9 protein-coding genes are annotated in these 21,132 nt (G+C 60.9%); 6 read left to right on the forward strand and 3 right to left on the reverse strand.

The window, feature by feature from the left end:
• Window positions 1-75: 75 nt before the first annotated feature.
• From ACWNZ1_RS12725 to ACWNZ1_RS12745, 5 genes are all read left to right on the forward strand, one after another.
• Window positions 76-7,362, forward strand: a complete 7,287-nt coding sequence (locus ACWNZ1_RS12725) for a non-ribosomal peptide synthetase (RefSeq protein ID WP_256453226.1) — start codon at window positions 76-78, stop codon at window positions 7,360-7,362.
• A gap of 87 nt (window positions 7,363-7,449) precedes the next feature.
• Window positions 7,450-8,610 (forward strand): FAD-dependent monooxygenase, encoded by a 1,161-nt coding sequence (locus ACWNZ1_RS12730; protein ID WP_256453227.1) that lies wholly within the window; start codon window positions 7,450-7,452, stop codon window positions 8,608-8,610.
• A 607-nt stretch (window positions 8,611-9,217) separates the two neighbouring features.
• Entirely contained in the window at window positions 9,218-10,045 is an 828-nt protein-coding gene (locus ACWNZ1_RS12735) for a helix-turn-helix transcriptional regulator (protein ID WP_135845740.1), read from the forward strand.
• Between the two features lie 87 nt (window positions 10,046-10,132).
• A complete protein-coding gene (adeC, locus tag ACWNZ1_RS12740; RefSeq protein WP_135845741.1) occupies window positions 10,133-11,557 on the forward strand; it encodes an AdeC/AdeK/OprM family multidrug efflux complex outer membrane factor in 1,425 nt (474 codons plus the stop codon).
• A gap of 60 nt (window positions 11,558-11,617) precedes the next feature.
• Window positions 11,618-11,770 (forward strand): hypothetical protein, encoded by a 153-nt coding sequence (locus ACWNZ1_RS12745; protein WP_406550143.1) that lies wholly within the window; start codon window positions 11,618-11,620, stop codon window positions 11,768-11,770.
• 79 nt (window positions 11,771-11,849) lie between these two features.
• Here ACWNZ1_RS12745 and hemN read toward each other — a convergent pair whose 3' ends face one another.
• From hemN to ACWNZ1_RS12760, 3 genes are all read right to left on the reverse strand, one after another.
• On the reverse strand, window positions 11,850-13,238 hold the full coding sequence (gene hemN, locus ACWNZ1_RS12750; RefSeq protein WP_256453228.1) for an oxygen-independent coproporphyrinogen III oxidase: 1,389 nt from the start codon (window positions 13,236-13,238) through the stop codon (window positions 11,850-11,852).
• Complete coding sequence (locus ACWNZ1_RS12755; RefSeq protein ID WP_256453229.1) at window positions 13,235-14,608, reverse strand: oxygen-independent coproporphyrinogen III oxidase; 1,374 nt, start codon at window positions 14,606-14,608, stop codon at window positions 13,235-13,237. Before ACWNZ1_RS12755 ends, hemN begins: the two co-directional genes overlap by 4 nt.
• Window positions 14,609-14,704: 96 nt before the next feature.
• Entirely contained in the window at window positions 14,705-15,148 is a 444-nt protein-coding gene (locus ACWNZ1_RS12760; protein ID WP_135845745.1) for a CopD family copper resistance protein, read from the reverse strand.
• 316 nt (window positions 15,149-15,464) lie between these two features.
• Here ACWNZ1_RS12760 and ACWNZ1_RS12765 point away from each other — a divergent pair, with 316 nt between their 5' ends.
• On the forward strand, window positions 15,465-21,089 hold the full coding sequence (locus ACWNZ1_RS12765) for a putative Ig domain-containing protein (protein ID WP_456027671.1): 5,625 nt from the start codon (window positions 15,465-15,467) through the stop codon (window positions 21,087-21,089).
• Window positions 21,090-21,132 lie beyond the last annotated feature (43 nt).

A 21,132-nucleotide genomic window follows, 5' to 3' on the forward strand; every position in this document is an offset into this window, starting at 1 on the left:
CCAATGGCCCGGCCTGAAGGCATCACTCTTTTCATTCGTTTCATCGGGCCAGCGGATCGGCCCACGGAGAACCTCATGACTCAGACCATGCCCGCTTCGAGCGCAGAGCAGGTGCTTTATCCCCTCACCGCTCCGCAACTGGATATCTGGCTGGACCAGGTGCTGCACGGTGACAGTCCGTTGTACAACATCGGCGGCTATGCACGCATCAACGGCGCGGTCGATGCATCACTGATGCAAACGGCCATCGATCAAGTAGTCAACCGCCACGACGCGCTGCGGATCCAGCTGGTACCCGGCTCGAGCGAACATCCTCTGCCACGGCAACGGTTCCTGGGGGCTGTCAGCGTTCCGATGACGGTACATGACGTATCGGGCCATGACGATCCGCAGGCCAGCGCACTGGCGTTGCTGCAGGAAAACCTGCAGACCCCGTTTTCCTTTGACCGCGGACTGCTGTTGCGCGCCGACCTGATCAAGATTCGGGAAAACCTCTACTACTTTTTCGTCAACTGCCATCACCTGATCGTCGATGGCTGGTCCTTCGCCATGATCGGCCGTGCTGTCAGCCAGGCCTATACCGCCCTGCACGAGCAGACGCACAACCCAGTCACGGCGCCGAGCTATCAAGCATTTATCGAGCAGCAAGTCACCCACAAGGATTCGGCCGCGTTCCAGCGCCAACGCCAATACTGGTTGGACAAGTACCGTACCCTGCCCGAGCCCCTGCTTGCCCCCCGCTATCAGAGTCGCTTCGGCCAGCACCTGGCACCCAGTCAGAACCATGCCTGGCGCCTGCCACGGGCGCTTTACAATCGCCTCGCCGAACAGGCGAAAGACTCGGGCCAGGGGACTGTCTTCCACGTCATGCTGGCCGCGCTGTACAGCTACTTTGCACGCATCGAGCAGCGCGATGAGCTCGTGATCGGCCTGCCCATCCTCAACCGCGCCAATGCCGCGCACAAGGCCACGCTCGGTCTGTTCGTCGGCATGAGCCCGGTACGCCTGGACCTGGGCACCGACCTGAGTTTTGCCGAGCTGGTCGGCAAGATTGCCCTGACGCTCAAGCAGGACTATCGCTATCAACGCTTTCCGTTGAGTGAACTGAACCGTGAACTCGGGCTGCAGAACCTCGGCCGGCGACAGTTGTTCGACGTGGTGGTGTCCTACGAACAGGACCAGGACACCTGGTACGGGCCGGCACTGGCGCAACCGGTCAAGCTCAGCAATGGCTACGAACAGTTGCCACTGGCGATGCACATTCGCGAGGCAGCGCCAGAGGACGATGTGTGGATGCATTTCATCTACAACGAAGCCTATTTCGAAGCCGCGCAGATCGAGACACTGCAACAGCGCTTCATGCACATCGTGCAGGTCGTGGCGGATAACTTCGACGTACCGGTCAACACCCTCGATCTGATGCCGGCGCATGAACGCCAGGTGCTGCATGAATGCAATTGCACTGACGTCGACTACCCCAGGGATGTGCTGCTCCATCAATTGATCGAGGCCCAGGTCACGGCTCGCCCCGAAGCCCTCGCAGTACGGTTCGCGGAACAAGCGCTGACCTACGACCAACTGAACCGCCAGGCCAACCGGCTGGCCCACGCCCTGCTGGAAACCGGCCTTGGCCCGGACGCCCGAGTCGCCATCTGCGTGGAGCGCAGCCTGGAGATGGTGATAGGCCTGCTGGGCATTCTCAAAGCGGGCGCCGCCTACGTGCCCCTGGATCCGGGTTATCCGGCCGACCGCTTGAGCCACATGCTGAGCGACAGTGCACCCAGCGCGCTGATAACCACCCGAGGGTTATTGGCGAGCCTGCCCGCCGCGACGATGCCGGTACTGTGCCTGGATACCGACCAGGAACGCTTGTCCCGGCAGCCGGAGCACAACCCGGACGCCGCTGCGCTCGGGCTGACGCCCCAACATTTGGCCTACGTGATCTACACCTCCGGCTCCACGGGCCTGCCCAAAGGCGTCATGAACCAACATGACGGGGTGGTGAATCGACTGCTCTGGGCCCGCGATGCCTATGGCGTCGATGAGCACAGCCGCGTGCTGCAGAAGACTCCGTTCAGTTTCGACGTGTCCGTCTGGGAATTTTTCCTGCCGTTGCTCAGTGGCGCGCAACTGGTCGTCGCTGCTCCCGACGGGCACAAGGATCCAGGCTATTTGATGGACATCATGGCGAGCGCCGGCATCACGCTGTTGCATTTCGTGCCGTCGATGTTGCAAATCTTCCTCGATCAGGTCGAACCACAGCGTTTGCCGGCGCTCGAGCAGGTACTGTGCAGTGGCGAAGCCTTGCCCCATGCCTTGCAGAAGCGTTTTTTTGAACGCTTGCCCAACGTGCAGCTGCACAACCTCTATGGCCCCACCGAAGCAGCCATTGATGTCACGGCCTGGCATTGCCGGGCCGACATGCACGAAGGCATCGTGCCGATCGGCCAGCCGATCGCGAACATTCAAATGCATGTCCTGGATGCGAACCTGCAACTGCTGCCACCTGGTGTGGCTGGCGAGCTTCATATTGGTGGGCTGGGTGTCGCCCGAGGTTACCTGAACCGTCCCGAGCTGACGGCCGAACGCTTCATCCAGGACCCATTCCGGGATGACCCGCAGGCCCGCCTGTACAAGACCGGCGACCTGGGGCGTTGGCTGCCCGATGGCAGCCTCGAATACCTGGGGCGCAATGATTTCCAGGTGAAGATCCGCGGCCTGCGCATTGAACTCGGCGAGATCGAAGCGCACCTGCTCACCTGCGAGGGCGTCAAGGACGTGGTGGTGATCGCTCGCCAGGAAACCGAAGGTGATGCGTACTTGTGCGCCTATCTGGTGAGCGAACCCGGATGCAAGCTGTCACCGCAAGCGCTGCAAGATGATTTGCGCCATCAGGTACCCGACTACATGGTGCCCAGGCACCTGATCGAGCTTGAACAATTGCCGTTGAATGTAAATGGCAAGCTGGACCGCAAGGCCTTGCCCGAGCCTGCCGACACCCTGGGCACCGATACCACAGCGCCGCGCACGGCATTGGAGCAGACGCTGGCCGACCTCTGGCAGGAAAACCTCAAACGCACGACGCTGGGCATCCACGACAACTATTTCATGCTTGGCGGCGATTCCTTGAAGGTCATTCACTTGCAGATCCATGCACGTGAACAAGGCATAGCGCTGACCCTGGCGCAAATTTACCAGCACCCCACTATCGCGCAACTGGCCCAGTCGCTACAGACGCAAGACCTGTCATCCACCCCGCTGCTGCCTTTGAAGCACGTGGCACCTTTTGCCCAGGTGCCGGCAGAGATCCGCGTGACCAGCGCGGGTCTGTACGATGATGTGTTTGCAGCTTCGCAGCTGCAAGTCGGGATGATCTATCACTCGATGATGCATCCGGAGTCGGCGATCTATCACGACATCTTCCGCTATCGCCTGCGTCTGCGTTGGGATGCAACGGCTTGGGATCGTGCCTGCGAGACATTGATCCGGCGCCACCCGGCCCTGCGCATGTCATTCGACATCGGCCACGCCGAAGTGCCCATGGCCCGGGTGCATTCGACGGTCGAATCGCCGGTACAAGTCATCGATGTCGTTGCACTGAGCCCGGACGCACGTGCCCAGGTCATTGCCACCTACGTGGAGGAACGCAAGGGTTACCGCGAAGACTGGCAGCGGGCGCCGCTGTATCAGTTCTGCGTGTTCGTCGCGGAGGCTGAAATCGACCTGGTCTTGAGCTTCCATCATGCGATCCTCGATGGCTGGAGCGTTGCCACCTTGATGCGCGACTTGATCACGCTCTACACCTCGGCGCCTGGAACCGACGCCCTGCCAGCCCTGACCACCACGCCGGCCGACTTCATTGCCCAGGAGCAGGCCGCCATGGCAAGCGATGTTCACCGCCGGTTCTGGGGCGAATACCTGCGCGATGCGCCTGCCGCCGCCATGACCAGCTGGATCCACGCGGTCGCTCCGGATCCGACGCCGCATCGCTCGGCCTATCGGGAATTGCCTGCAGCGGAGCTGGCCCGCCTCGAAGCGTTCTGTCGGGCCCACGACCTGCCGTTGCGGGCGGTCTTGCTGACGGCCCACGGTTTCGCCCAAGCCATCATGTCCAATCAAAAGGAAGTGCTGTGCGGCGTCATCAGCCATGGGCGGCCAGAGTTCGAGGATGCCGCCTCGGTCCTGGGGCTGTTCCTCAACACCCTGCCGGTGCGCTTCAACACCCAGGGCCAGAATTGGCTTGAAGTCATCCGGGCCTTGATTGCCCAGGAACAACAGGTGTTCGCTCACCGGCGCTATCCGTTTGCTCTGATTCATCGCGAAACCGATGTCGCTCTGAACGTGGTGTTCAATTACGTCGATTTTTATGTGCTCAAAGACATGCTGGCCCAGGGCCAAGAAGTCCTCACCGAGTGGGAAACCACCGAAGCCAGCAACTATGACTTGCTGACCACGCTGGGCCGCCACCCTGGCAACGGTTCGCTGATGCTGAAAATGGACTACTGCACAACGCGTGTCGCCACGAGCCAGGTCGAGGCCTACGCCGAATACTTGCTGCGCACACTGGAACTGATGATCGCCGCCCCCGATGCCAAGCCCAGCATCCCGGCCTGGCTGCCGCGCCTCGAACGACCCACGCCACAGGCAGCCACGGCAGTTGCCCCCGACAATCTGTCGGCCTTGCTACTGGACAGCTTCGCCCGCCACGAGCAGCAGACCGCCGTCAGTTCTGGCCAGGCCCGCCTGTCTTATCGCCAGTTGGGAGATACCTGCGCACAACTGGCGAGTTGGCTGCACCAGCAGGGTATCGGCCAGGGCGACCGGGTCGCGATCATGATGCCGCGCTCGCCTGACCTGATCATTGCCTTGCTCGGCGTCCTACAGGCTGGTGCCGCGTATGTACCGATTGACCTGAGTTATCCGAATGAGCGCATCCAGCTGATTCTCGAAGACTCGCAACCGGGGCTGGTGCTCTTCGCCGATGCATCTGCGCATCTGGCGATGACCCTGGCCGGCCAGGCCGACACCCGGCACTGGGACAGTGTGGTCGCCGGCTTCGACACCAACCTGGCGCGCAGCCACGCACGGGTTGCCTCCATTGCCACCGACATCGTGGCTGACGATAACGCCTACTTACTCTATACATCCGGCTCGACGGGCCGTCCCAAGGGCGTGGCGATGCCGCACCGGGCGTTGACCAATATGATCCTCTGGCAGAACCGCCAGCCGCCGACCGGACCACTGAAGACGCTGCAATACTCGCCGATCTCGTTCGACGTTTCGTTCCAGGAGATTCTCTCGACGCTGTCTAGCGGCGAAGAACTGGTGATGATTGATGAGGGGCTGCGCTATGACTTCATCCGGCTGTTGAAATTCATCTGCGCGCAACAGGTCAATCGCCTGTTCCTGCCCTACGTCGCCTTCCAGGGGTTGGCCGAAGTCGCCATGCAGCTCGGCATCCGACCGGTATCGCTGCGCCAGATCAACGTGGCCGGCGAACAATTGAAAATCACCGCCGAAATCCGTGAACTGATCGATGGCATCGGCGATTGCCGGGTCGAAAACCACTATGGCCCGACCGAGGCCCATGTGGTCACCCGCCTGACGCTTGAAGGCGCCACGGCGAGCTGGCCGAGCATGCCGTCGATTGGCACGCCCATCGACGGGGTGCGCATGCATGTCCTGGATGGGGCGGGCAACCCCTGCCCGGTCGGAGTCATGGGCGACCTGTTCATCGAAGGAGAATGCCTGGCCAACGGCTACTGGAACCGACCTGACCTGACCGACGAACGTTTTATCTATCGCCAGTTGGCAGGCCAGACCCGGCGCTTGTATGAAACCGGCGACATCGGTTTCTACCTGCCCGGAGGCGATCTGGTCTACCAAGGCCGCAGCGACGCACAAGTCAAGATCCGTGGCTATCGCGTCGAGTTGGGCGAGATCGAAGTGGCCATGCTCGGCTCCGCCCGGTTCAGGGCCGACATCCAGCAGGTGGCGGTCATCGACAAGCCCGCGCCCGATGGCAGTCGGTATCTGGTGGGCTTCGTCCAGCCCCTGCCGGGCCGCGAGCCGGACCTGGACCAACTCAAGGCTGAAATGCGCCTGGCGCTGCCCGACTACATGGTGCCGAACACCCTGGTCAGCATCGCCAAGCTACCCCTCGGGCCTACCGGCAAGATCGACCGGCTGCGGTTGCAGAAGGTAGAAGTCCACAGCACGCTGCAGCGTCCCTTCATCGCACCGAGAAATGCCATGGAGGACCTGCTGCAAGCCTACTGGCAAGAAACCCTGGGCCTGGAAGACATCAGCGTTTACGACAACTTCTTCGAACTGGGGGGCAACTCGCTCAAGGCCGTGCAACTGGTTGCCATGCTCGCCAGGCATCAGGGCCTGGAGCCGTCGCTGTCGGACTTCATCCAGGCCCCGACCATCGCCGAATTCGCCCAGGTGCTGCAACACACCGAAACCGGGCACCCTGAGACCGGTGCGCTGGTGGACTTCAAGAACGCCACGCGCAAGCCACCGTTGTTCCTGGTGCACCCCATCGGTGGACATGTGCTGTGTTATGCGGCACTGGCACGGGTGCTCAAGGACCAGGTCCACCTGTACGCACTGCAAGCACCAGGTACATGGGATGCCCGTGCCCCTTTGCAATCGGTACAGGCCCAGGCGCTGTACTACGCGGATGCCATTGAACAGGTCGCGCCTGAAGGGCCACTGAACATTGGCGGCTGGTCCTATGGCGGCGTCGTGGCGTATGAGCTGGCGAGCGAGTTGCAGCGGCGCGGGCGGCGTCTGCATAACGTGTTTCTGCTCGACACCATCGTGCGCGTCAGACAGGGCGAGGTGCAGATAGAACGCACCGAGTTCATGAATTGGTTCATGTGGGAACTGCTCAGCGGCGATGGGCAAAAGGAATACGCCTACCACGCCCTGGACTTCACCTCCATGGGCGACTCCCAGGCCTTCGCGGCGATCAGGCAGCACGGCATCGACCAGGGCATTTTCGACCAGACCATCACCCTGGCGACACTGGATCAGCTGTTCCGGGTATTTCACGCAAACTGGCAAGGTTTGCTGGACTATCGCTTCCCGCCCCTGGACTTGCCGATCACGTTGTTCGCGGCGGATGTCGAACTGCCCGATGTGCTGCAAGCGCCCCATGAACTGGTGGGTACGGCCTTTCGCGACCCCTACCGTGGCTGGCGCTCGATTGCGCCCCAGGTGCAGCGAGTCGCCGTAGAGGGCGACCATTTGACCATGATGCGCGAACCTCATATCGAGCGAGTGGGCCAATTCATCGAGTCACGAATGGACGCGGCCCGGGCCAGGAATGCCGGAGCCATGCCGGCATTCGCATAACCGTTACCGACTGGTCACGGGGCAGGATTGGCTGCCCCGCCAGACTCATATGCCCGGTCGTTCCGGGCCAGAAACAGGTGAAACAACATGACAGAACCCAGAAAAGCCATTGTGGCTGGCGCCGGGATCGGCGGCCTGACCGCCGCCATCGCGCTGCAGCGAGCAGGCTGGCAGGTCAAGGTCTTCGAAGCGGCCCAGACGCTGCGTACCGGCGGCACCGGCTTGTCGATCATGGCCAATGCCATGGCGGCGCTGCATTCGATCGACGCCCATGTTCCGGTGGAGCAGGCAGGCCAGGTGATCCGCCAGTTTTTCTTCAAGAAACAAAACGGCGATCCCATCACCAGCATGCCTATCCACGAGATCGGCGAACAGTTGGGCCACCCCAACGTGAATATCCAGCGTCCCCTGCTGCTGCGTGCCCTGGCGCAGCAACTCACGCCCGACACCCTGACGACCGGATTGCGTTGCGTGGGTTACATCCATCGCCCGGATGGCGTGGTGGTGCAGTTCGAAGATGGCAGCAGCCAGGAGGCTGACCTGCTGATCGGCGCCGATGGCCTGAACTCGGTGATCCGCCAGCAGATGCTCGGTGAAACGCCCACCCGCCCATCGGGTTATGTCGCCTGGCTGGCGGTGACGCCCTTCAGCCATCCAGTCATGACCGACGGCTATGTCGCGCACTATTGGGGGCGTGGCAAGCGTTTCGGGCTCTGCGATGTGGGGGACGGCCAGGCGTATTGGTGGGGAACCTGCAACCACGCGAACGCGGCGGATGCAGCCTTGAACATCAGCAAGCAGGAAGTGCTCAGTGCCTACAGCGGCTGGGCGCCGGAAGTCATGGCGGCCATCGAGGCGACACCCGAGAGTGTCATATTGAAAATGCACGCCCGGGATCGCCATCCCGTGGAGCAATTCTGTGACGGCCATGTGGTGCTGTTGGGTGATGCGGCTCATCCCATGCTGCCCAGCCTCGGCCAGGGCGCGGCGCAGGCGATCGAGGATGCGGTGGTGCTGGGCAATCGCCTGGCGCACACCCAGGACCTGCGCACCGCACTGGCAGACTACCAGGCGTATCGCCACCCCCGGGCCAATGGGATCGTCAATGCCGCTCGCTTCATGAGCGGCATCGAACAGGCCGAGTCGACACTCGCCTGCTGGCTTCGGGAATGGTATTTCCGCCTGACCCCGCAAAGCAGCCTGCGTAAAAAGAACATCGACATCCTGTCGTTCAAGCCTTGCGCATAAGCCGTCAAGGGCAACCGGTCTGGCCATGACGCGCCAGCGTGTCTTGGCCGGGCGAACTCCGGATGAGTCAATGACGAAAAACGACTCCTACACAGACAGAAAACGACACTTTCATGGAGGAGAATCGAGAAATCAGAATAATTCGCCATAATCGGAATCTGAATTTCTGACATTTCTACCAGAGAATTCCCACACGCAAGATCGTCAAAAAACAGATAACGAATGTCCTCAAAGGAGCACACACAGAACCCAAGCCACTGATTTAAATAAATATTTTACAAAAAATAGCTTAAGGCTCGTCCTTCGTCGCAATCACTGCCCGAAGAAAAGCCTTTCTCCAAATGTGTACTTTTTGCCAAGAGCCTAACGAAACGGCGCCACCCTACTGTCCCGGAATGTCCCTGTTTTCCCTTACAGACTTTTCCTACGCTGGAACGCTTAATAGCCCTACCCGCTGAACCGTTGTTTGTGAATGGATTCACAGGTGATATTTGACCCCAGGTATCAAATCCAGAAGAGGCTTCAGCATTTTGAGAAGCGGTCGGATTTTCTTCCGTCAACGATCACTGAGATGCAGAGCTTTTTCGCAGTATGCAGGATAAGCATAATGAATCGACATGCGTATATTGAGGGCGCGGAGAAATCGCACCTCTACGTAGAGCTAGGAAAGCTGATTTCAAGTGTCGGGCACGAGAGTTTCTTGACCAACATGCACCAGATGATCGAAACATCGGTGTCTGTCAGTCGACTCGAATTGAGTGAATGGACAGTCGACGATACCCAATCGAACGTCCTCGATGTCCAGCTGTTAGGGCATGTGGGTTTAGAGAAATACGCGCAAATGCAATCCGCCTGCCCTACCAGCGCGGTACAGCGCAACGATCACCCTTTGGTGAAAAGAGTGCTGGAGGTGGATGACGCCCTGCTGATTCATCTGAACGCCCGGATGAAGGACGAAAAAGGCAACACCTGCCTCGGCACATCCCATCAATGCAATCTGATTTCCCGCAAGGCCAATCGTCGTTGTGTGATCTCGTTGCATCGCCCTCAGGTACAACGCGACTTTTCCCTCCGGGAACTGTCCTTTTTGAAATACCTTTCCGAGACACTGCTGCCTCTGGCGGAGCGCCATGCGCACCTCAATCGGCAGTCTTGCTTCAAAACCCCTGGCAACGCCACGAGCCAGTTACTCAATGCCGTTGACCAGACTCAGTTGCAGCGCGATTTCCATGAGCGGCTGAGCCCGTGCGACGTGACCCTTTCGGTGCGGGAAAAAGAAGTGTGCCTGGGGTTGCTGGCCGGAGGCACCGTACCGGAGATCGCAGAAAAGCTCAGGGTCAAGAACAGCTCCATCGAAACCTATCTCAAACGTGCCGCCGCCAAGCTGGGCGTCAGCGGGCGACATGGGCTGGCGAAATGGATGATCGGATCATGACGACGCGCGGCGGGTGAGCGCGGACCCAACAGAACCCGCCTGCCCGCGCCTGCGGGACCTGAACGGGTACCACGATGAGGCAGGTCAATGCGTAGACTCTTGAGCCCCCTGGCGGCCGCGGCATTCATGCTCGGTGGTTGTTCGCTTATCCCGGACTACCAACGCCCCGTTGCACCGATAGCTGGACAATACCCACAGACGTCTGCCTATGCCCCAGCCCTGTCAGGTCCTATCGCGGCCGAGCAGGGTTGGCGCGACTTGTTCCAGGATCCAGTGCTGCAGCAACTTATCGAAGGTGCACTGCTCAACAACCGCGATTTGCGGGTGGCGGCCCTGAACGTCGAGGCTTACCAGGCGCAATATCGGATTCAGCGAGCGGACCTTTTCCCGGCGGTCAGTGCCAATGGCACTGGTACGCGCCAGCGACTGCCGGCCGACCTGACGGGAACCGGCGCCCCCGGCATTAGCCGCTCGTATTCGGCAACATTGGGAATCAGTGCCTATGAGCTGGACTTGTTCGGGCGAATACGCAGCCTCAGCGACGAGGCCTCGCTGGTCTACCTGTCCAGCGAAGAAGCCCGTCGCAGCACCCAATTGAGTCTGGTGGCCAGCGTGGCCAGCGCCTACCTGACCTGGCGTGCCGATCAGGAACTGTTGGCGCTGACCCACGACACCCTACAGTCCTACGAGCAAAGCCTGCGCCTGACCGAGCGCAGTAATCAGGTCGGCACCGCCTCGGCGCTGGACTTGAGCCAATCGCGCACTTCGGTGGAAAGCGCCAAGGCCAGCTTGGCCAAATTCCAGCGCCAGGTCGCCCAGGACCTCAACAACCTGACGTTGCTGGTGGGCACGTCGGTCGCCGATGAGCTGCCCGGCCGCCCACTGGCGTCCGACTTGCTCAGCGAAGTGCCCGCAGGCTTGCCTTCGGACTTGTTGCAACGGCGGCCGGACATTCTTGAGGCCGAGTACCTGCTGCAATCGGCCAATGCCAACATCGGTGCGGCCCGTGCCGCATTCTTTCCGAGCATCAGCCTGACCGCCAATGCCGGCAGCTCGAGCAGCGAACTGTCCGGGTTGTTCAAGGGTGGTTCGGGCAGTTGGACGTTCCAACCGCAGATCAACCTGCCGATTTTCAATGCCGGCAGCCTTCGGGCGAGCCTCAATTATTCGAAGATCCAGAAAGACATCCGCGTGTCGCAATACGAGAAAGCCATCCAGACCGCCTTCCAGGAAGTGTCCGATGGCTTGGCGGCGCGCAAGACCTATAAAGACCAATTGATCGCCCAACGCGATCTGGTCCAGGCCAACCAGGACTACTACCGCTTGGCGGAACGACGCTATCGCATTGGCGTGGATAGCAGCCTGACGTTCCTGGATGCCCAACGCTCGCTGTTCAGCGCCCGACAAACCCTGATCGTCGACCGGCTGTCGCAGTTGCTGGCCGAGGTCAACCTGTACAAGGCCCTGGGCGGAGGTTGGGTAGAACGCACAAACAAAGTGACTGTGAGGTGACTGCAGATGGGCACATTCGAACCAGGGGCACTTGTACGCCTACGCTCGGGAGGTAAAACAATGGTGGTCAAACACTCTTCGTCGATCTCCCAGTTGCCCGATACCTTGCTGCTGCTGTGCGAGTACCGGGCCAAGAAGCGCCTGGTACAAGGCTTCTATGCGATCCGCGACTTGATCCCGATCTCTGGAACCCCGGGCAGCGAAAGATCCTAGCGAACCTGGGAATCGGGACGAACACCAGCCCTTGTGACGAGGGCAGCCCGATGCCCCCTGCTCTTTCTTACCTGCGTCGTCAGACCGTACGTGAATACTGGACCGTCTTGTCGACCTCCAGATACGCGTCAAAAGCCATGGCGACGCTGCGCATCATCAATTGCCCTTGGGGCAGCAGCACCAGCGCTTGATCGGTGATGTCCAGCAGGCCGTCGCGAACCTGCTCGCGGAGCCGCTCCAGCGCATCGGCGAAATACTCGGTAAAACGAATGCCGTGCTCGGCCTCGATCTGGCCGAACTCTACCCGTCCATGGCACATCAGCTCGCTGATGACCTCGCGCCGCAAGCGGTCATCGTCGCTCAGGCGATAGCCGCGCTGCACCGGTAGCAAGCCTTGATCCAGACGGGCGTAATACTGGGATAGCTCCTTGACGTTCTGGTTGTAGCTATCGCCGACCTTGCCGATCGAGGACACGCCCAGGCCAATCAAATCGCAGTCGGCGTGAGTGGAGTAGCCCTGGAAGTTACGCTGCAACGTGCCCTGGGCGCGGGCGCGCACCAGCTCATCGTCCGGCAAGGCGAAATGGTCCATGCCAATGTAGACATAACCGGCTTCGGTGAGGCGATTGATGGTCAGCTCGAGCAGCTCCAGCTTGCGTTCCGGCGGCGGCATGTCTTCGGGGCGGATCATCCGCTGCGCCCTCACCCGTTGTGGCAGATGCGCATAGCTGTAGGCGGCAATGCGGTCGGGTCGCAGTGCGATGATCTTGCTCAAGGTGACATCGAAACTGGCGATGGTTTGCAGTGGCAAGCCATAAATCAGGTCCACACTGACAGACTTGAAGCGCGCCAGGCGGGCCGCCGTCACCAGCTCGGCCACCTGTGCTTCGCTTTGTACTCGATTGACCGCCACCTGCACCTGGGCGTCGAAATCCTGGACGCCGAAACTCAGGCGGTTGAACCCCAACTGGCGCAGGCCTTGGATCTGTTGCCCATCGATGGTCCGAGGATCGACCTCGATGGAAAACTCATGCTCGTCGCTGTCGTCCATGTCGAACGATTGGTGCAGGCAGTCCATCAGATCAGCCAATTGTTCATGGGTCAGGTAAGTCGGTGTACCTCCTCCCAAGTGCAGTTGGGTCAGTTTGCGCGAGCGGTCGAACAAGGTGGCCTGCTGGACAATCTCGCGCTTGAGGTACGTCAGGTATTCGGCGGCGCGATGGGTCTTGCGCGTGATGATTTTATTGCACGCGCAGTAATAGCAGAGGCTCTGGCAGAACGGGATATGGATGTACACCGATAACGGCTTGGGCACTGCCGCCTGGTTGCTGCGCTGGGCAGCGTGACGGTATTCGTCCATGGCAAACGCCTGGTGAAACTGCGGGGCCGTGGGATAAGAGGTGTAGCGCGGCCCCGGGCGGTCGTATTTTTCCACCAGGGCACGATTGAAACCGGATACAGCATTCATGAAAGATTCAACTTTTCAAAAGTATGTGGGCCTGCGTCATCCAACGTGGGATCGAACAGATTGCAGATCGCGTCCACAGTCAGGCGCCCAGCGGGCAGGATGCCGATGAAACGGCTCGACAGTTCAATCAAGCCCTTGTCGTGCAACATCTCCAGCAACGGCCAGATCGACGCGAAGTGTTCGCGAAACTGCAAGCCAAAACGCGCCTCGATGGCCGGGATATCCAGCTCCAGGTCGCAGGAAAGCTGTTCGATCACGGTCGCACTGACCTGATCCTGCGCCTCGCAGCGCCAGCCACGACACACCGGCAACTGCCCGGCGTCCAGCTGCTGACAGTACTGCAGCAGATCGTCAGTGTTCTGCACGTACAAATGTTCGATCTGGGTGACGGCCGACAAGCCAAACCCCACGTGATCGCAGCAACCGTGGCGGGTAAAACCCTGGCAATTGCGATGCAGGCGACCGTGCTCCTGGGCAACCGCCAGGTCATCGTCGGCCCTGACGAACTGCCCCAGGCCGATGTAGTGATAACCCGCGCCGAGCAGTTGCTCGCAGCAAATCCGCCGCATGGCCTCCTTGTCGGCCTGGCTGCAAAAAGCGCCGGCCACCCCAGCGTTTTTCGAGCGGTAACGATAAGGCGCGCGGGCATAGTCGAAAACGTACAGCCGATCGGGCTCCAGCTCGATCAGCGTGGCCAGCTTCAGGGCGAAACTGTGGGGCGTCTGCCAGGCATGGCCGTAGCCAAGGTCAATGTTGATCGAGCGAAAACCAAAGGTCCGCGCCGCATCGATCAGCGAATGAATCGGGGCCGGGTTCTGATAGCAATCGACCGACAAATCACTGTCAGCGCCGATGTCCGGCACACCAATGCTGACATGGGTGAAACCCTGGTCCCGAATCAGACCCATGGTCGACCAGTCGGTGTGGTGCAGATCCACTTCGATGCTGTGATCGCCGCTGTCGTATTCGCAGAAGTCGAAGCGTTTGCGCAGATCACTCATCAGCTTCTGCAAATGAGCGATCACTGGGGTGCCACCGGTCAGGCAAAACTGTTCGACCCGCCGCCCCGGCCCCAGATGGCAGCCGACCAGGCCCATCTCATACGTCAGGCGTTGCAGATAGCCCTCGATTTCCCCGCACCGACAAACGCTGGCCAATGGCGAACACGACGCCAGTCTCAAACGCGAAGGCAGATGCACCGAAAGGGACAGAGGGCGCCGCGTCTGGCGGCTGTCACGCAATCCGCGCAGCAGGTCGAGCGAGCCGATACCACCATGGAATTTTCGCGTGCCGACCGGGCAATCGGCATCAGCCACCGCCGGGGCACTTCCCGCAGGTCGCTCTCCGAGGGTTTGAAACAGGTCGAACATGACAATCTCCGAGTGGCAGCACGGCGACAGTGTCCGACGTTATCCGCCGGGGCTCCTTGACCTGTATCAAGCGCCTTGGAACCACGCCGCTATCGCTCACCACGTGACGTAGAACATGCCCTTGGCCAGCAACACAATCGCCACCATATGGAGAAACACACTGGTATGGATGATGTGCACGTAACGGGCGTTCATGCGGGCGCTTCTGAACAACCACATGGCCCAGAGAAAATGTCCCAGCACACTGCCCGCCAGCAGGATCTTCAGCCCCAGCAGCAAACCGAAGGATGATTGCAATGGCGACGACAGCAACGGCCAATAGCGCAGCCAGACCATGGCGCCACCGGCGCCGAACAGCACCAGCAGCACCCACGGCATCAACTGGCGCGCGCGTTGGCTGATGCCTTGCTCCAGCAGCACCATGACCTTGGCGGGCAGTTGTTTACGGATGCTCTCGAGGAACAGCACCTCGAAAAACACCGTGCCGATGAACACCAGTGCGGCGAACAGGTGCAATGTCAGAAACAGCGGATAGCTCATGGGACTCCTCGGCCACCCGGCTTGACCGGGCGGCGGTTTATTCGAGGTTATCGCGCGGGCGGTACGAGGGGGTTGATGCCAATCAAGGAAAGCATGTGTCCGGTATAAGCTCGCTCCCACAGGATTACGCCGCTGAAACCGTCAACATAACGTTACTTTTTTGAAACACCTCACAACCGTTGATCAGTTACTCCGTTTTTTTGACACTTCACCGATATTCGGTCACAACTTTTGCGCTCCGCTGGGTCATAACACGGTGGCTGCCGATGGAATATTGGCATCTAGCGCGGTTCTAGCCAGATACGGAGATAAGCTCATGATTTTCAACGTACAAGATTTTGGCGCCAAAGGAGATGGCATCACCGATGACACGGCGGCGATACAAAGTGCGATTGATGCGGCGGCCGCGGCAGGTGGAGGTCAGGTGTACATGCCGACCGGAACTTATATCGTTTCGGCAGGCGAGGAACCCTCCGACGGCTGTTTGATGCTTAAAAGCAACGTCTACCTGTACGGCGACGGCATGGGCGAAACCACGGTCAAGGTGGCGGACGGCTCCGACACCAAAATCACCGGGATCATCCGCTCCGCCTATGGCGAGGAAACCCACGACTTCGGAGTCAGCAACCTCACCATCGACGGCAACCGTGACAACACCACAGGCAAGATCGACGGCTGGTTCAACGGCTATATCCCTGGCGAAGAGGGCTACGACTCCAACGTCACCCTCGACAGCGTCGAGATCAAGGACTGCTCCGGGTACGGTTTCGACCCCCATGAGCAAACCGTCAACATGGTCATCAAGAACAGCGTGGCCCACGGCAACGGCCTGGATGGCTTCGTTGCCGACTTCCTCAGTGACAGCACCTTCGAAAACAACATCGCCTACGACAACGACCGTCACGGTTTCAACGTCGTCACCAGCACCCACGATTTCACCATGACCAATAACGTCGCCTACGACAATGGCGGCAATGGCGGCAATGGCATCGTGGTGCAGCGTGGCAGCGAGGACATTCCCTCGCCCAGCAACATCACCATCACCGGTGGCGAGGTGTACGGCAACGGCGCCGAAGGGGTGCTGATCAAGCTGTCCAGCGAAGTGACCGTCAGCGGCGTCGACATTCACGACAACACCAGCGCCGGGATCCGCATCTACGGCAGTAACCACGTCGAGATCATCGATAACACACTCAACAACAATTCCCTGGGCGCACCGGTACCGGAAATCATCATCCAGTCCTACGATGACACCCTGGGGGTGTCCGGCAAGTACTTCAACGGCAGCGATAACACGATCCAGGGCAACGTCATCAGCGGCAGCGACCTGTCGACCTACGGCGTCGCCGAACGCAACGAAGACGGCACTGATCGCAACGCGATCATTGCCAACACCATCAGCCACACCAGCAAGGGCGCCACGCTGGTCTATGGCGACGGCAGCTATGTCAGCGCCACCGTGCCGATGACCACCGTGCAAGGCACGGCGGGCAACGACACCCTGCTGGGCAGCGCCGCCAGCGAGATTTTCTACGGCGGCGCCGGCAACGACACCATCAATGGCGGAGCCGGTGTCGATATTCTGGTGGGTGGTGCAGGCCTCGACAAACTCACTGGCGGCACGGGCGCCGATACGTTCCGGTTCGTCGCTCAATCCGACAGTTACCGGAACGCCACCTCAAGTTTCGATGACACCATCACCGACTTCGATGTCACCCAGGACAAGATCGACCTCGCCGGCCTCGGTTTCACCGGCCTGGGCAATGGCCGTGGCGGCACCCTGCAAGTCAGCTACAACGCCAGCAGCAACCGCACCTACATCAAGGACTACGACGCCGATGCCAGCGGCAATCGCTTCGAACTGATCCTTTCGGGCAACCTGGCCAGCACCCTGACCGCCAGCAACTTCATCTTCAATCGTGTGATCACCGGCACCAGCGCCAGCGACTCGCTGTCGGGTAGCGATGCCGCTGACACCCTGCTCGGCCTGGCGGGCAACGACAGCCTCAGTGGCGGCGCGGGCGACGACAAACTCGACGGCGGCGCCGGCATGGACACCCTTACCGGTGGCACCGGGGCGGACACCTTTGTGTTTTCCAACCGCCTGGACAGTTACCGCAACTACAACACCGGCGGCGCCAATCTTGGCGACGTGATCACCGACTTCAATATCTCCGCCGACAAAATCGACCTTTCAGCCATGGGCTTCACTGGCCTGGGGGATGGCAGGAACAACACCGTGTACCTGGTACTCAACAGTGCCGGCACCAAGACCTACATCAAGTCCCTGGACGCCGACGCCAATGGCAACCGCTTCGAAGTGGCATTGGACGGCAACTACCTCAACACGCTGACCAACGCCAATTTTGTCTTCGCCACCTCCTCGCCAACCAACCAGGCGCCGGTACTGGCCACGCCGTTGCTGGACCAGAACGCGACCGAAAACACCCCGTTCAGCTACGTGGTGCCGGCCACCAGCTTTACCGACCCGGATAACGACAGCCTCAGCTACACCGCCAAGCTGGCCAATGGCAGCGCCCTGCCCAGTTGGCTGGTTTTCGATGCGGCCACCCGTACGTTCAGCGGCACCCCCAGCGACACTGCGTCGGGTACTTATTCCATACAGGTCACCGCGACCGACGGCAGCAACGCCACCGTCAGCGACAGCTTTACCCTCGCGGTGCAGGACGTGCCCACCGCCCCCACCGTGATCAACGGCACACCGAACAACGACACACTGACCGGCACCGCGGCCAACGAGCAGCTGTTTGGCGGCGCCGGTAACGACACCCTCAATGGCGCCGCCGGCAACGACATCCTGGTGGGGGGTACTGGCGTGGACAAACTCACCGGCGGTGCGGGTGCCGATGTGTTTCGCTACGCCTCCAAGCTCGACAGCTACCGCACCAGCTCCACCAGCGCCAGTGACCAGATCCTCGATTTCGATGTGGCCGCCGACAAAATCGACGTCTCGGCGCTCGGCTACACCGGCCTGGGCAATGGCCTGAACGGCACACTGCAAGTGACCTACAGCGCCTCCACCAACCGCACCTACCTCAAGGACCTCACGGTGGACGCCAACGGCAACCGCTTCGAGGTATCGCTGGCGGGCAACCTGGTGAGCAGCCTGACGGCCAGTCATTTTGTCTTCGCCGACCAGAACACGCCCAGCAATGTGGCACCGGTCGTGGCCATCCCGCTCCTCGACCAGAATGCCACCGAAAGCACGCCGTTCAGCTACACCGTGACCCACGACAGCTTCACCGATGCCAACCAGGATGTACTGACCTACACCGCAACCCTGGCCGATGGCAGCGCCCTGCCCGCCTGGCTGAGCTTCAATGCCAGCAACCTGACCTTCACCGGTACCCCCACCAGCACCGCGTCCGGCAACTACAACGTCCTGGTCAAGGCCACCGATCCTTCAGGCGCTTCGGTCAGCGACAGCTTCGCCCTGACCGTGGCCGATGCGCCCGCCAACACCATCACCGGCACTAACAACGCCGAAACCCTCAACGGCACGGCCGGCGCGGACCTGATCCTCGGCCTCGCTGGCAACGACACGATCAAGGCCGGCACCGGCACGGACATCGTCGACGGCGGCGCCGGACGCGACTCGCTGTACGGCGGCGACGGTGCCGACACCTTCCGCTACACCAACGTCCTCGACAGCTATCGCGACTACGACACGGGTGGCGTGACGGCCACCGACACGATCTATGACTTCACCGCAGGCGTCGACAAAATCGACGTTTCAGGACTGGGTTTTCTCGGCCTTGGCGATGGCAGCAATGGCACGCTGTACATGACCCTGAACGCGGCTGGCGACAAGACCTACATCAAATCCGCCGAGGCCGACGCCGAGGGCAATCGTTTTGAAATCGCCCTCAGCGGCAACTACCTCAACACCCTGACCGCCAGTGATTTCGTGTTTGGCGAACGTGCCCAGCAAGACATCCTCTACCTGCCGACCCTTGGCCAATCCAATGCGCGCCTGCTGCGCATGACCGAAGATGACGACCAGTCCGGCACCTCCATGCTGGTCAATGACCTGGACCGGTACACCACCTATGACGTGCGCAGCCAGTTCACCGATGCCGACGGCAATGGCATCGACATCGCGGTGGGCGGCAGCACGGTCAACGGCCTGTCCACCCTGGGACCCGATGAGCTCAAATTGTGCTGGTGGTTGACCGACACCAACCAACCGGGACCTGCGCTGTTGCGGGCCGTGACGCTGTTGCGCGAACAACTCACCGAGCTGCAATCGATCGATAACGTCACCATGGGCATCATTTGGGGCCAGGGCGAGGAAGCCGCCCAGGAGATCGCCCGGTCCACGGACAAAGTGGCGGCGGCAGCGGCCTACAAGGCCGCGACCCTGAAGGTGTTTGATTACCTGCACGCCCAGTTCGGCAATTTCAGCGTGTACCTGATGGAAACCGGTCACTACGAGGAGGATGCCGCCCGTGCCCGGGGCTATTCGGAGGAGAAAATCGCCTCCATCGTCGAGGGTGTCGGCTACGTCCGCGCCGCCCAGGAGGCCATGGCCGCCGAACGCGCCGACGTCAAACTGGCGGTGGACTACACCGACCTGCCCTTGCGCTACGAAGTCGATCCGCTGGTGTACCCCGATGACGTCTGGCACTTGCACGAGGAATCGGCGGAAATCGTCGGCCAGCGCCTGGCCGACTACATCGCCGATGATCTTGGCTTCCAGGGCAACCCCAACGACAACAACAGCGTGCAGGACATTTTCGACAACGCGCAGAACCAGGGTGGAATGATTGCCGGCACCGACCAGGACGATACCCTGGTCGGCAGCTCGGGTAACGACACCCTGGATGGCGACCTGGGTGCCGACACCCTGACCGGTGGCGATGGCAACGATATCTATGTGGTCGACAACGCGTTCGACAGCGTGGTGGAAAGCAACACCTCGACCGCTCAGGTCGATACGGTGCAAGCGTCGGTCAGTTGGACCCTGGGCGCCAATCTCGAAAACCTGGTGCTCACCGGGGTGTCGGAGATCGACGGCACTGGCAATGAGCGGCGCAACTTCATCACCGGCAACGCCGCCAATAACGTGATCGATGGCGCCGCCGGGGTCGACAGCATGAGCGGTGGCGATGGCAACGACACTTACTATGTCGACAACGCCGACGACGCCGTGATCGAGACCAACAGCAACGCGGTGCCTGGCGGCATCGACAGTGTCCACAGCAGCTTGGCGGCCTATACCCTGGGCAACAACGTCGAGAATTTGTATATCGACAGCACGGGCGCCGCCAATGGCACGGGCAACGCCCTGGACAACACGCTGTTCGCCGGCGCCGGCAACAACGTGCTGGATGGGCGCGACGGCAATGACACGGTCTCGTTTGAACGGGCCCTGGCCGGCGTTACCGTGAACCTCTCGACCTCTGCGCAACAGAACACCGTGGAGTCCGGGCTCGACACCCTGAAATTCATCGAGAACCTCACGGGAGGCGCCTACGCCGACACGCTGTCGGGAAATAGCGCGGCGAACGTTCTGAACGGTGGCGCGGGCAACGATACGCTGGTGGGTGGTTCGGGCGATGATCGACTGATTGGCGGCGCAGGCACCGACAACCTCACCGGTGGCACGGGCGCCGACACCTATGCGTTCGGCGCGTTGTCGGACATGGGCGTCGGTGCTTTGCGCGATGTGATCAACGGCTTCAAGACCACCGAGGGCGATCACCTTGATCTCACCGGCCTGGACGCCAACCCGCTGACCGCCACGGTCGACGCCTTCACGTTCATCGGCAGCAACGCCTTCGACCCCACCAACGCCACCGGCCAACTGCGCTTTGTCGATGGCATCGTCTACGGCAGCACCAACGCCGACGCCACCCCCGAGTTCGAATTCGAACTGGTGGGCGTCAAGGAGCTGCATGCCAGCGACTTCACCGCCTGATCTGATGGGGCGAGTCATTCAGCATGGATGCTGAGCGACCCAC

It is taken from the genome of Pseudomonas sp. CFBP 5748 (assembly GCF_053850495.1).